This is a genomic window from Paenibacillus montanisoli (assembly GCF_003268025.1).
Lineage (GTDB): Bacteria > Bacillota > Bacilli > Paenibacillales > Paenibacillaceae > Paenibacillus_Z > Paenibacillus_Z montanisoli.
The window spans coordinates 86,964-101,651 of the sequence record NZ_QLUW01000001.1; the positions used below are offsets into that span (position 1 = coordinate 86,964).

A 14,688-nucleotide genomic window follows, 5' to 3' on the forward strand; every position below is an offset into this window, starting at 1 on the left:
GCAAGATCGAGGGATCGGCCAGCCCGGAAGAGATCGCGCAGGCGGCGCTCTTCTTGGCCGGCCAACCATCCGGTTTCATCACGGGCGTCGCGCTTCCCGTTGACGGAGGAGCATCGCTAGGTTACTAATCGATTTCACTATTAACTAACGACTGGGAGAGGGAGCAATTGAAAATTACGAAAGTCGAAAGCTTTGTCCTGCACGTGCCGATTACGCCGCCTATTACAGATGCTATTAATGTCGCTACTCACTGGGGCTTGGCCGGTGTGCGCATTTATACCGATGAAGGCTTCGTAGGTTATGGCTACACGGGAACTTGCGCGCATGGCGACGATATGATCGTTGATACGATTGAGAAGTACTATGCGCCGCTCCTTATCGGCAAAGATCCGTTTATGGTGAAGGAGCTCTGGGATGAGATGCGTTTTGGCAAAATGCATTGGATCGGCCGGGCCGGAGTCACTCACATGGCACTTGCGGCGGTGGACATTGCGCTCTGGGACATCATGGCGAAGGCGGCGAGTAAGCCGCTGTGGCAGCTGCTTGGCGGAGCGAAGTCCAAGCCGATTAAGGCTTATAATACGAATGGAGGCTGGCTGAACTGGTCGAAGGAACGACTGCTGAAGGACGTAACGGAGATCGTGGAGTCCGGGTTTACTGGCGTGAAAATCAAAGTTGGTAAGCCCGACCCTCGCGAAGACTACGACCGCTGCAAGGCGGTGCGGAAGGCGATCGGCGACGACGTGATTTTCATGATCGACGTAAATCAGCAATGGAATATCAACACCGCGATGACCTGGGGCAAGAAGCTGGAGGAATTCGATCTGTTCTGGCTGGAAGAGCCGCTCAATCCGGACGATATCATGGGTCATAAAAAGCTGGCGGACGAGTTGAACGTGCCAATCGCGCTGGGAGAGCATGTTTACAACAAATACGCATTCCGTGATTACATCCACCAAGGCGCAGTGGAATATTGCCAGGTTGACGTTACGCGTGTGGCAGGCATCACGGAATGGCTTCAAGTTGCGGGACTGGCCGCCGCCTATGACGTGCCGATTTGCCCGCATGTCGGCGATATGGGCCAAATCCATCAGCATCTCGTCGCTTCCACGCAGAACGCGATCATGTTGGAGTATATCCCTTGGATCCGGCATATTTTTGTGGAGCCAGCAACTGTCAAGAACGGACATTACGTATTACCGGAGATGCCGGGGGCCTCGACGGAGATTATTCCGGATCTGTTTGCGGAATATCGGGTGAGATAGTACAGGAAAAATAGAAGTGCAAGATAATCCCTTCTTCGTAGATGCGAAGAAGGGATTTTTTATTAGTCGTAACAACAGGAAAGCAAGTCGATGACGACTAACCAACGGTTGAGATAACACATAAAGTACGTGCGAAAGAGTCATATTAAAACGGTGCTACTTATTTCCATCCGAGGTGAACAATGGAGAGAATCAGTCAATCTCAGCTTGCGGCGCTTATCATTATGTTTCAGATCGGCAGTACGCCCTTGTTCCTGCTTGGCAAGGATGCCGGAGCGGATGCGTGGATTGCGGTACTCATCGCCATGGCGGCCGGGTTATTGCTGCTCTTGCTGACATTGTGCATTCACCGTCTTGAGCCCGGCAAGGAACTCATGGAGATTATGAATACTTATTTCGGTAAGTACATCGGCTATGTGTTCGGTATAGCGTATTTCATCTATTTCTCCTACCAATCGGTCAGGAACCTGCGGGAATTCGGCGATCTGACGAATTTGTATTTGCTGCCTAGAACTCCGCTGCCGGTATTGATCGGTTGCCTGCTGCTCGTTGCAGGCTACGCGGTGTGGCATGGCATCGAAGTGTTCGGCAGGATTACGCAAATCCTCTTGCCCGGTATATGTGCGATGTATGGTGCATTCTTAATCGCTATCTATGCAACGGGATTATTCGACCTGCACCGGATCGAGCCTTTTCTCGACCACGGAGTCATGAAGGTGATCGATGCCGCATTGCCCGAGGTGTTGTTATTCCCATTCGGGGAAATGGTGTTGTTCTTGATGTTCTGGAAGTTCGCCGACCGCAAGAAGCATACCTTCCGAACTACGGCCTTAAGTTATGCAGGCACCGGATGTTTCATCATTTTGACCAATCTATTTATTGCCGCCAGCTTAGGTCCGATCGCGCAGATAAGCGTTGCTCCCTTCATTCAGCTTGTGAGCCAGATTCAGTTCGCTTCTTTCGTCGAACGACTGGATCCGTTCGTGGCCGCCTTGCTGTTCACGGGCGTCTTCATCAAATTGACGGCGTACTTTTTTGGCGCGGCATTCATCGGCAGACATCTGGTCAAAGCGGATCAGCGTTACATTGTCGTTAGTGTCGGAGTCATTCTGCTCGTTGGCTCGCTTTGGTTCCGCAGCTTCATGCAGCACATTTGGATCGGCTTCGAGTATAACTTGAAATACCATTTTCCGGTTTTTCAAATTTATTTGCCGGCTCTGATACTGATCGTCATGCTCCTCAGAAGCCAATTACGTGCGAACGGGAGTAGGCGATCTTAACGATTCGCAAGGGTGTGGATGCAAAGATGAGACAATTCTGGGTTAGAAAGAAGAAATCGAATAAAGCCAGGAATGGATCGAACAAACAGTCCGTTACCTCAGCGAGCTCGGCAGGGATGAATCAGCCGATCTCTGCACACTTGCCGACCAACGTGGAGTGGCTGTATAACGAGCTCGGCGCGAGCTCCGATATCGTAACGCGCAAGATCTTCGACGCGGCATTCGGCATGGAAGGAGTACTAATCTACATCGATCATCTGGTCGACCAACAGACGGTCAATCAGATGATCGTGCAGCCAATTATCGGAATGGCGGCTCAGAATCCGGACGTAAGATCGCCGCTGGACGGGATGGAGCTGTTGAAGAATAAGGCCCTATCCGTAGGACGAATAGAAGAAGTCCGAACACTGGGCGAAGCGCTCGATCAACTTCTGGGGGGCCACACGCTGATTTTGCTGCAAGGATGTCAGGCAGCGATATCAGCCGATTCGGCCGGAGGCGAGAAGCGTCCCGTGGAAGAGCCGTCCTCTCAGACCGTCACTCGCGGACCCAAGGATGGCTTCACGGAAAATATTCATACGAACCTGTCATTGATTCGCCGCCGAATCAAATCCCCGCAATTACGAATTAACAGTCGGCAGATCGGCACACAAACAAAGACGCAGGTCTCCGTCGTGTATATGAAAGGCATCGCGAAAGACGGCGTCGTGAAAGAAGTGATGGCTCGGCTGGATCGCATCGATACAGACAGCATTATGGATAGCGGTTATATTGAGGAATATATTCAAGACGCTGCCTTTACGCCGTTTCCGACGATTCAGAGTTCGGAGCGTCCGGATGCAGTTTCAGCGGGTGTGCTCGAAGGGCAGGTCGCGATTATCGTGGATGGATCCCCGTTCGTACTGGTCGCGCCGGTTACCTTCACCCGGTTCTTTCAGTCGAGCGAAGATTATTATCAGCATTACGATATCTCAACCTTCCTAAGATTCATCCGTTTTGGCGGGTTTCTCGTCTCGATCCTGCTTCCCTCGCTGTACATTGCCATCTCGACATTCCATCAGGAGATGCTGCCTACGCCTCTCGTGATCAGCTTGGCTTCGCAGCGCGAAGGCGTGCCGTTCCCGGCGCTTATCGAAGCTTTCATGATGGAAATTACGTTCGAGGTGCTCCGGGAAGCCGGCGTCCGGATGCCTCGGGCCATCGGTCCTGCCATCTCGATTGTCGGTGCGCTTGTACTGGGGCAGGCGGCAGTCCAAGCGGGCATCGTATCGGCTGCAATGGTCATTGTCGTATCATTCACGGCGATTTCGAACTTCGTCATCCCGTATAACAATATGGGGAATGCCTCAAGAATTATTCGATTCGTAATGATGCTCTTGGGCGGTACGCTCGGGTTATTCGGCATCATGGCGGGCGTTATGGTCATGCTCATTCATTTGGCAAGCCTGCGTTCGTTCGGAGTCGCTTATCTGGCGCCGCTTTCGCCGTTCATGCGATCGAGTTGGAAGGACGTATTTCTCCGTATGCCGAGATGGGCGATGAAGAATCGCCCAATCATGATGTCTTCGAATAATCGGACCCGGGGAGGCGAAGGACAGAAACCGAAAGCGCCGGCGATACCGGGTCACGAGCAAGATCCGTCGCCGGAACCGAAAAGCTAGGAGGAGGATGAAGTGAGCGTTCGAGCACGTCTATTATTCGTATCGCGGCTAGTCTCGTTCTTGGGCGTCGCAAGTCTTCTGCTTACGGGCTGCTGGGACAGTAGAGAACTCAATCAACTGGGCTTTACGGCCGCGACGGCGATTGATTATAAAGAAGGCCGGTGGGATTTCTCCTACCAAATAGTCGTTCCTTCGGCTATCTCTCCAATAAGCGTGAGCGGGGCATCGAAGCTGCCGGTCACCGTCTATTCGACGCAAGGAAAGACGATTCGCGAAGCCACGTGGCGAACCGCGCTCGAAAGCTCGCGGAATCCTTATTTTCCACATAACCGAGTGATCATTGTCAGTTCGGCGGCAGCGCGGCAAGGGCTTTCAACGCTCATCGACGTTTACCTTCGAAGTACGGAATCCCGAGAGACAGTAAGCGTCCTCATCACGGATGGCGACGCGCGCCAAGTCTTGAACCAGCTCATGCAGCTCCAGATTATTCCCGGCGACGGGATTGAGGAAATGATCAGCGAAGAAGCAAAAGCCTTGTCGAGTCTCCCTAATGTCAAGATGTACGATCTTGCTTTGGAATTGCTGGGGACCGCCAAAAGCGCGGTGCTGCCGGAGATTGTCGTCACCGGACCTCCCGGCGTGACGAATCCGGACGAGCTGAGCAGGACAAATCTTAGCTCTCAGATTAAATTAGGGAGATTGGCGGTACTGCATCAAGATAAACTTGTAGGTTGGGTAGCACAACAGGATGCATTAGGGGTAAGCTTCATACGCAACAAGGTGCATAGTGCAGTCTTTCCGTTCAAATGCGAAGAGAGATCGCGCGATATTGACTCCGCGTTTCGGATCACTCATACCAAAACCCGTCTCACGCCACATAAGAAGGGCGAACATTTCATCATCGAGATCGAGGTAAAAGGCAAAGGGGAACTGATGGAGACGAATTGCCCCGTTGACCTTAATGAACCAAATACCATACGCATGATGGAGGAACAGCTGGAGAAGGAGATCGTGGATAAAATTCAGAACTCCTGGGTGGCGGTCAAGAAGCTGAAGACGGATGTCGTAGGCTTCGCCGATCTCATTCATCGAAAGTATCCGAAAGAATGGAAACGGATCGGCCCCGAATGGCAGACGGAATTCCTGCAAACCGAGATTCGGCCAAAAGCCGAGATTACGATTAAGCGGGTGGGGCTAATCGGGAAGTCATTTAAGCTTCAGTCCGAGAAGGACGGTTAGATGAGACACGAGGGATTATTCTTTCGTGTCACATTTTTTTGCATTCACTGTTTTTATGCGCACCTGATGGCTATCGAATTCGGCGGCATGAAATTGATATATGCAAGTTTTTTATTATAATAGGAAGAACGGATGTTGAATCATGTAGAACAAGGAGAAAACATGAACTATGAATAGTAACGATTTTTTGCCGATCATCCTTGGAAGCGATGAGAATGCGTATGGAAACGTGAGACTCATCCACGAGGCTTACCAAATGAAACCGCTGCTGCTATGCACGCGGTTGTTAATCCCAACCATGAACAGCAAATTGTTTGATCTTGTTCAAATCGATCGGTTTGACAGTGAAGACGTATTTCCGGGCGCACTGCTTTCTATATTGGAAAAGCATTCCGCTCCGAACCGAAAGCTGGTCGTCATTCCTTGCTCGGATTACTATGCCGGCATGCTGTCGCGGCATTATGACAAATTCAAAGGGCTTATCGCGAATCATTTTATCTCCGAAGCGTTGCTGGATACGCTGGATACGAAAGATAAATTTTACAAGCTGTGCAAAAAGCATGGACTGGACTATCCGAAAACGATTGTTTCCGAGCCTCATGAACGCGAAAGCGCGCTGGACCAAATGGAATTTCAATTTCCGATCGTCGTAAAGCCGGAGAACAGCAATGCCTACGACTATTTGCATTGTCACTTCGAAGGCAAGAAGAAGGTGTTCTTCTTCAACACCAAGCAGGAATATATGACGATGGTCAAAAGCATGAACACTTCCGATTACAAAGGAAAGTTAATTATTCAGGAATTTATTCCTGGCGACGACAGCTCGATGCGCGTCATCAATTCCTTCTCGGACGACAACGGAAAAGTGAAGATGATGTGCCTTGGCCAGCCGGTGCTTGAGGAATACGCGCCGAAAACGCTTGGCAATTACGCTGCGATTATTTCTCGTTCCGATCGGGCCATTTATGAGAAGATCAAGGGATTCCTCGAGGAGATCGGTTATGTTGGTTTCTCCAATATCGACATGAAGTATGACAGCAGAACTGGAAAATATATGTTGTTCGAAATTAATCCGAGACTTGGCAGAAGCAGCTTCTTCGTTAGAGCGGCAGGGCTGAATATGATCGCCGCGCTGATCGATAACGTTGTATACGGCAAAAACACAGAGTGCGTATACAGTGACAAAACGGCCCTTTGGACGAACGTTCCGAAAATCGTTTTGCGTAAATACGTAACCGACCCGGTCTTATCCGCTGAAATCGAGCAGCTGTACAAGCAGAAAAAAGTACTCAAATCCTTGTGGTACAACAAGGACTTCAACCTGAAACGCATGCTAAGGATCTCGCGGTATCATTACGGTCACATCAACAATTACCGCAGATATTATTTTAAGAAGTGACAAAAACTATAGGTGACTAAAGCACGATACATAAACGGCTGCCGCAGGCAGCCGTTGTTCGTGTGTAAGAAATTGTTTGTATACCCAGCTTCGATTTCATGTTACATAGAATACAATAGATATAGACAGATAAAGGCTTTTCATTTTAGAGAAGGGGTTATTTCATGCCGCAAGCTTCATATTCCGATTCGGCTATCATCGAGTCCGCTTTTCTTTCCCGCATGGGAGGCAAGCGCAATGTGAATCTATACAATGAGCTCCTTGCATGCGCTGATAAGGGAAGGACTACAACCATCATTGAAGATCCGCTCGGTAAAGTGGATTACAAGAAACTGCTGATTTCGATTCAAGTTGTAAGCGCTATCCTCAAGGAGCATCTTGACGGGCAGCAACGAGTCGGCGTGCTTTTGCCTAATGTCATCGGCAACGTCGTTACCCTGTTCTCTTTATTTAAGCTTGGCGTCGCGCCTTGCATGCTTAACTTCTCCATGGGGGCCGAATCCATTTCGGACTGCTGCGCGACGGCGATGGTGAAGAAGGTGATTACCTCCAGAGCTTTTATCAAGAAGGGCGGGATGGAATCCATCGTGAAGCATTTGTCTTCCTCCGTAGAGTTCATTTACTTGGAAGACATTCAGCGCCAAGTCACGTTCATGCACAAATTAAACGGGCTGTTCCAGTATGCGCTGAAGAAGAGGGTTACCCACCAAACGAATGAAATTATTCTATTTACCTCCGGTACGGAGAGTAAACCTAAAGGCGTCGTGCTCACGCACGACAATCTGTTTGCGAATGCGAATCAACTGCTGTCCATTATTGATTTCAATAAAAAAGATCTCATCTTTAATGCATTGCCCATGTTCCACTGTTTCGGGCTCATTCTGGTTGTCCTCGGCGCAATCAATGATTTGCCGGTTTATTTGTACCCCAATCCGCTGCACTACAAAGAAATTCCCAGCGCCATACGAAGAACGAAGGCAACGATTATGGCCGGCACCTCCACCTTCTTCGAAGGCTATGGCACGATTGCCGGGGATGGCGATTTTGCATCGCTTCGCCTTGTGATTGCAGGTGCGGAGAAGCTGAAAGAAGAAGTCGCCAAGCTATGGCAGGACCGGTTCGGGATTCATATTTATGAGGGCTATGGCGTCACTGAAACGTCGCCCGTTATTTCCGTGAATACGCCGGATGTTCGCAGAACAGGCACGGTAGGGCGAATTTTGCCGGGAATGGAATACAAAATCAATCCTGTCGAAGGAATTGCGCTCGGAGGAACGCTTGCCGTGAAAGGGCCGAATGTCATGAAAGGCTATTTGATTCACGGCAAAGGGTATGTGCCATGCGATGGATGGCATGACTGCGGTGACGTCGTTACGGTAGACGATGATGGGTTTATTACGATTCTATCGAGGCTAAAGCGGTTTGCCAAGATCGCGGGAGAGATGGTCGCGTTAGGACATATCGAAAAGCTTGCAAGCGGCTGCTTTGAGCATACCGGCTTCTATGCGGTTTCCGTTCCGGACAATAAGAAGGGGGAACGCATCGTTCTATTCTCGACGAAAGAAGACGCGGACTTAATCCGGTTGAAAAAATATATTAAGCAGCACAAGATTTCATCGCTTTATATCCCGGCTCAGATTGTCTATCGCACGGAAATCCCGATTCTCGGTACCGGGAAAACGAATTATGTTCGACTTACCGAGCAAGCGAAAATGCTGGATAAGGACTTACTTTTTGATACCTGAGGCCTAGCCTGAAACGTCTGACGGACATGGATGTCCGTTAGACGTTTTTAAATCGGAAAAACCGAGTCTAACGGTCAAGAATGTCCGTTAGACTCGAAAAACATGGTTTTTTCGAACAAATACAGCTCTAACGGACATTTATGTCCGTTAAAACGGGATTTGGTCTTTTTTAGCCTCTAACGGACATCCGTGTCCGTTATAACCCATCAGACTTTCGCGACACTCAGACCGCCAATTTGGCGGTTTTTTCGTGCATTTAAGTTTCATTAAAGGTAGTGCCTCTAAGATAGTGTTGAGCCGGGGTTAGAGCCTATGAGTCTGACGACGTCATAATGAGGAGAGGTGCAGGAATAATGAAAAAAACGATACATGTGAAACTTGCCAAGCCAATAGGGATCGCGGCATTGTGCGTGGTTCTGCTGGCAGGATGCCGTTCGGGAGAAACAAATAATGCCGGCTCCGAATCCACTGGATCCGTGAAGACAGCAGCGACAGCAGCGACAGCAGCGACCGACGCGAACACAGCTAAGCTCGAGTACGTCGCGGAGATGGATAAAGAGCAAATTATGTCCTTCTCGATCGATGCGGACAAGACTGAATGGGAGAAGATGCTGAAAAACGCGGCAGCGGAGGAATACATTTCGGCTAACGTTACGATCAACGGCACTACGATCAAGAATGTAGGCATTCGTCCAAAAGGGAATTCCAGCTTGAGGCAAGTGCTGAACGACGAGAAGACAGACCGGTTCAGCTTCAAAATCAAATTCGACGAGTATGTGCAGGATCAAACCTGGAAGGGACTTGACTCCATCGTCATCAACAATATGATTTCGGACACCAGCTACATGAAGGAATATTTGAGCTATGACATCATGAGCTCGATTGGCGTCGACGCGCCGCTGTTCGCTTTTGCGGATATTAAGCTGAATGGGGAGGCATGGGGCTTTTACCTGGCTGTCGAGGATATTGACGGCGGCTATCTCGACCGAGCGAAGGAAGGGGAAGGCGAGCTATACAAGCCGAACAACGATGGCAAGAATATGGGTGGACCTATGGGCGGCGCCAAGGGCGACCTTCCGCAAGGCGGCGACATGCCTGCGCCGCCTGACAATGCGGGGCAAATGGAGATGCCGCCAGCGGACGGCGGCGCGGCAGCCGGCGGAGAGGCAGCTGGCGGGGAAGCAGCCGGCGGCAATCGCGGCGGCGGAGGTTTCGGCGGCAATCGCGGCGGGGGACGCGGCGGCATGAATGGAGCCCAGAACGGCGTTTCCTTGGTGTACACCGATGATAAGCTCAGCAGTTACTCCGCTATTTTCGACAATGCCGAAACGAAAACGACCGAAGAGGATCAGCAGCGGGTCATCACGGCTTTGAAAAATTTGAATGCCGGAACGGATTTAAGCAAATACGTGGATGTCGATGCCGTATTGAAGTATTTTGCGGCCCATACCGTAGTCGTGAACATGGATAGCTATACGTCAACTATGGGGCACAATTATTACCTTTACGAAAATAACGGCCAGATCAGCATGCTGCCTTGGGATTACAACATGGCATTTGGCGGATTCCAGGGAGGAAAGGCATCCGACATCGTGAATCTGGCGATTGACACGCCGTTGTCGGGCGTCTCGCTTGAGGATCGACCGATCCTGGGTAAGCTCCTGGAGGTTCCGGAGTATAAGGAGAAGTACCATCAATATCTGCAAGAAATCGTGGACGATTATTTTGCGGATGGGAAATTTGAACAAAAGGTGGAGAGCATCAACAAGCTCATTTCGGATTACGTGAAAAACGATCCAAGCAAGTTTAGCACCTATGAGGCGTATCAGACGGCCGTTACGGAATTGACCAAACTTGGAACGCTTAGAGCCGAAAGCATTCAAGGCCAACTCAATGGCGACATTCCTTCCACCACCGATGGACAGAAAGATACGTCAAGCAAGCTCGTTGATGCTTCATCCGTCGATTTGGCGAAGATAGGCTCGATGGGCCCTGGCGGCGGCTTTGGGAAAGGCATGCCTGGAGGTAATGGCTTCGGAGGCGAAGGCGGATTTCCGGCCGGCATGGACCGGGACACGATGGACAAAGCCTTCGACATCGTAAGCTCCGCAGAAAACGGTAAATTAACCGATGAGCAGAAAGAGCAGCTTCGCAAATTAGGACTGTCGGATGAACAAATCGATCAAATGCTCAACATGCCGCAGTTTCCGTCACAACAATAAGAACTCTTATAAGGTCAAAAACCAAAAGCCTTCCAATGTTACATTGGAAGGCTTTTTGGAATTTGATTAAATAGAGATCCCTTGACGTCTTAGATATGTGGTATTTATAATTAAATATGCCACACGTGTGGCATACTGTGCGCGTTGTACTGGCTCCTTAGCCGTTCGAGATGCCGGGTTATGGCGCTCGTATTCCATCTAAAATAATCGTGCGGAATAATTGCGCGAAATCGATGTTATCGCAATGTTCATGCTTTAAATGATTCTCTCTCAAGATCAGTCTTTGGAAGAGTGATAAGAAGCTTTGGCTTATAAAGTGGTACAACTCTTCAGCCGTCCGATCATCTCGGATTGAACCGTCCTCAATACCGTCTCGAATATACTGAAATAAGGGGTCATGATTAGGATTCAGTGCCTCAATGAAGGATTGCTCCAATTCCGGATTCGGATAATTCCCCTGAAAATATCTGTCAAACTCAGCGGTAAATTTAATTTGTTCTTTGATTTTATCTAGATTTACTTGGAAGAAGTAAGCTTTGACTTTTTCAAATCCGGTTTTCCCATTCGTGTCATCAATATCAATTGTGAGGTAGTCTTGGATTTGCTTCAAAACCATGATCTCAATTTCAAAGGCTAATTCATCTTTAGACGGGTAGTAACGATACAAGGTTCTCCTGTTTATGTTAATTGCAGATGCAACATCCTTCATTTGAACATTTGCAATCCCCTGATGAATGAACTGCTTTTCTGCCTCTTCAAGTATTCGATGTCTCGTTGTTTGCTTCCTCATAGCTCGATCACCACTCCCAAAACACGGTTCTATGATACACGGAGTATACCTTGCGTGTATAAAATTTAGCAAGTTCCCGCTATTGAAAGCTGATCGTGGGCAAACTCTCAACGAAGGGGTCATTTATTTATGTTTCCACAATTCAGCAAGAACTTCCTATTCGGAACGGCCACGGCCGCGTATCAGATTGAAGGGGGCTGGAACGAGGACGGCAAAGGGTTGTCGATATGGGATAAATTTTCCCATACGAAAGGCAAGATTCGTGACGGCAGCAACGGTGATGTAGCATGTAATACCTATCGCGATTTTCAGACGGATATTGACCTCATGAGCAGCTTGAAAATGGATGCCTACAGGTTCTCGATCAGTTGGTCTAGAGTATTGCCTGAAGGCAGAGGAAAGGTCAACCCTAAGGGGCTGGATTATTATGAGCGGTTGGTAGATGCTTTGCTTGAGAAGGGGATTCGTCCTTTTGTAACGCTTTTCCATTGGGACACGCCTTATGCCCTGTTTGAACAATACAAAGGCTTTGCCGGCAGGGAAACCGCACAGTACTTCGCGGAATTTGCCGGGCTTGCCATCCAGCGTCTCGGAGATCGGGTCAAGGACTGGATTACGCTGAACGAGCCTTGGGAGCACGCCATGATGGGACACTTCCTCGGCGAGCACGCACCTGGCATCCGAAATCCGTGGACGTATTTCAAGGTTGCGCATCACCTGCTTCTGGGACATGGCCTTGCGGTGCAGGCTATGAGAAGCGAGCGCAATGATTTGAATATCGGCGTAACGTTGAGCCAGTTTCCGATTTATCCGGCTAGCTATGAGCCGAGCGAAAAGGAGCTGGATTCGGTCGAGATGGCAGACATGTTCATCAACCGGTTTTACCTGGATGGCGTGTTTAAGGGCAAATACCCGGAGAAGCTGTTTTCGAGGCTATGGCCGATCGTGCCCAAGGTTTATCCAGGCGACATGGAAACCATCCGTCAGCCGGTCGATTTTCTGGGCGTGAATTATTACAGCCGGTTGTTCGCCTCAAGAAAATGGTATATTCCTTTCTTAAAAACATGGATCGACAGAGCTTCTGCCGATGAACGATACAATCATCCGATCCTCGGAGCGCATGGCTATCCCGATGGATTTAAAGAGCTGGCCAAGCGATATCGCGAGGAATACGGAAACCCCGCCGTTTACATCACCGAGAACGGTACAGTAGGACAAGACATCGCGGATAAAAACCGAATCGAATATCTTACCTGCTACTTGCGATCGCTGCGGGAAGCCATAGACGAAGGGTCCGATATCAGAGGTTATTTCTATTGGACGCTGATCGACAATTTCGAATGGAATTCCGGGTTGTCTTGTCCGATGGGTCTCATCCATGTCGACCACAAGACTCAGCAGCGTACCATTCGCGACAGCGGGTATTGGTTCCGGGATCTGATCGCTCATCAGGAGAGCAGAAGGTAAGACGATCGCAAAAAGGGGCTGCCCAACGAAGATATCGTTGGGCAGCCCCTTCGTTTACCTATTACTCGACTTGCCTGCTTTTCGAAAACTCCGAAAGCTCCTGCTCCTTCTTCTTGTTGATCGGGAAAAAGAGAAGCGGGATGATGCCCAGCAAGACGAATGCAAATGGCAGTGCGCCGGCTCCGATCTTGATGCCAAGAAGAGCTTGATCGGTTTGAATTTTCGTCCCCGACTGAAATCCGAAATAGCCGATGATGCCCATGAACAGCGAAGCCTGAATGCCGGATACCGGGATGGTCAGCAAGGCGTTCAAACCGTTGAACATGCCGGCCTTTCTTTGACCGGTGCGCTGTTCATCCTCGTCTATTATGGCGCCGATCATCGGGTTAAGCGCGATGCTGATGGCTTGCGCGAACACATACATGATGATATACGCAACAATAGCCTGGATGAAATTTTGGACGAAAGTCAGAAGGAGAAAACCGAAGGCGCAAGGAATCAGAGCCCAAGTCACGGAGGCTTTCATTCCGAACCGTTTAATGAACATGCCCAAGAACGGCGCGGTCGCAAACAGCGTTAGCCCCATGGACACATCCATTAGCGTAGCTTGAAAGCCCTCCAGTTTCAAAACATAATCGGACATATATAAAAAGGGCGTAAAGTAGAAGGCGCACGGTCCGACCGCGAGGATTTGCAAGAGAACGAAGGTCACGAATGCTCTTGATTTTACGGCATCCCGCACGTTAGCAAAGGCATCTCCGAAGACGCCTTTTCTTTCCTCGATTTGCAAGTTCTCTTTTACGTACATCTCTCTTGATTCTTTTAAAGGCTTTAGCGCAACGAAATACAGACCGGCATTAACCGCAAGCACCGCGCAGAATAAGAGCGTAGTCAACGACTTATCGTTGTTGCCTACCAAAAGCAAGGTGGGGATCACCGTACCCAGAAAGCCGCCGATGTTCGCGACATAGGTCGTAAACACGGATACGTCTACGCGTTCTTGATTCGTCTTGGCGGCAATGAGCTTGAAGTTGGCGTGTGCGATGGAGAAGGTGGTCATAGAGGTATCGTAAATGAACAAGAGCACAAGTAGAAATGCGAAAATAACCCATTCGTTCCAGGACGGCTGCGCAAAGATCATTGCAAAAGTAGCAAAAAGCGTTACGGGAGCGCACAATCGCATGACATACACGTATTTGCCTCTTTTTTCATTAAATTTATACCTGTCCAGCCACACGCCTATAGCCGGGTCGTTGATCGCGTTCCAAATGCCGAAGATCGCATAAATGAGGCCTACAAACTTCGGATCCAGGCCGATGATATCGGTATAATATTTCAAAAACGCATTGTGAATGAGCACGTTGCTTAGATTGCCGGGCATTGTGGGAAAAGAGAGATAAAATTTCTGCCAGCCTGTCAACTCGCGGGTTTGGGTTGTTGAGATATCGCTCATGACCTACGCTCCTATGATTATCGATTATAGGATATAGGATATCATAAAGCGCTTTCATTGATTAATGGCATTTGAGCCATATCATATAACGGAATAAATATTATACATAACCTCTCACCACTACTATAATAATCTGAAAGAGCGGATTGTAATCGCTTTCAAATGAA

The 14,688-nt window shown here is 49.3% G+C and carries 11 protein-coding genes; 9 read left to right on the forward strand and 2 right to left on the reverse strand.

The window, feature by feature from the left end:
* Window positions 1-5: 5 nt before the first annotated feature.
* From DL346_RS29690 to DL346_RS00475, 8 genes are all read left to right on the forward strand, one after another.
* Window positions 6-128 (forward strand): SDR family oxidoreductase, encoded by a 123-nt coding sequence (locus DL346_RS29690; protein WP_276311531.1) that lies wholly within the window; start codon window positions 6-8, stop codon window positions 126-128.
* Window positions 129-167: 39 nt separating this feature from the next.
* Window positions 168-1,265, forward strand: coding sequence for a mandelate racemase/muconate lactonizing enzyme family protein (locus DL346_RS00445; protein WP_112880009.1), 1,098 nt, complete (start codon window positions 168-170; stop codon window positions 1,263-1,265).
* A 182-nt stretch (window positions 1,266-1,447) separates the two neighbouring features.
* Window positions 1,448-2,545 (forward strand): GerAB/ArcD/ProY family transporter, encoded by a 1,098-nt coding sequence (locus tag DL346_RS00450; protein ID WP_112880010.1) that lies wholly within the window; start codon window positions 1,448-1,450, stop codon window positions 2,543-2,545.
* Between the two features lie 26 nt (window positions 2,546-2,571).
* The gene (locus DL346_RS00455; RefSeq protein WP_112880011.1) at window positions 2,572-4,206 is read left to right on the forward strand and encodes a spore germination protein; all 1,635 of its coding nucleotides are present in this window, start codon (window positions 2,572-2,574) and stop codon (window positions 4,204-4,206) included.
* Window positions 4,207-4,218: 12 nt separating this feature from the next.
* Window positions 4,219-5,445 (forward strand): Ger(x)C family spore germination protein, encoded by a 1,227-nt coding sequence (locus DL346_RS00460; protein ID WP_112880012.1) that lies wholly within the window; start codon window positions 4,219-4,221, stop codon window positions 5,443-5,445.
* A 169-nt stretch (window positions 5,446-5,614) separates the two neighbouring features.
* Window positions 5,615-6,844, forward strand: coding sequence for a carboxylate--amine ligase (locus DL346_RS00465; RefSeq protein ID WP_112880013.1), 1,230 nt, complete (start codon window positions 5,615-5,617; stop codon window positions 6,842-6,844).
* Window positions 6,845-7,008: 164 nt separating this feature from the next.
* Window positions 7,009-8,589 carry an AMP-binding protein gene (locus DL346_RS00470; RefSeq protein ID WP_240632980.1) on the forward strand — a complete coding sequence of 527 codons (1,581 nt, stop codon included), beginning with the start codon at window positions 7,009-7,011 and terminating at the stop codon, window positions 8,587-8,589.
* A gap of 353 nt (window positions 8,590-8,942) precedes the next feature.
* On the forward strand, window positions 8,943-10,811 hold the full coding sequence (locus DL346_RS00475; protein ID WP_112880014.1) for a CotH kinase family protein: 1,869 nt from the start codon (window positions 8,943-8,945) through the stop codon (window positions 10,809-10,811).
* A 178-nt stretch (window positions 10,812-10,989) separates the two neighbouring features.
* On the opposite strand, the gene DL346_RS00480 is transcribed toward DL346_RS00475, so the two are convergent.
* Window positions 10,990-11,601, reverse strand: a complete 612-nt coding sequence (locus DL346_RS00480) for a TetR/AcrR family transcriptional regulator (protein WP_165822316.1) — start codon at window positions 11,599-11,601, stop codon at window positions 10,990-10,992.
* Window positions 11,602-11,730: 129 nt separating this feature from the next.
* On the opposite strand from DL346_RS00480, the gene DL346_RS00485 reads away from it, so the two are divergent.
* Window positions 11,731-13,068 (forward strand): GH1 family beta-glucosidase, encoded by a 1,338-nt coding sequence (locus DL346_RS00485; RefSeq protein WP_112880016.1) that lies wholly within the window; start codon window positions 11,731-11,733, stop codon window positions 13,066-13,068.
* Window positions 13,069-13,129: 61 nt separating this feature from the next.
* Here DL346_RS00485 and DL346_RS00490 read toward each other — a convergent pair whose 3' ends face one another.
* A complete protein-coding gene (locus DL346_RS00490) occupies window positions 13,130-14,521 on the reverse strand; it encodes an MFS transporter (protein WP_112880017.1) in 1,392 nt (463 codons plus the stop codon).
* Between the last annotated feature and the right edge of the window lie 167 nt (window positions 14,522-14,688).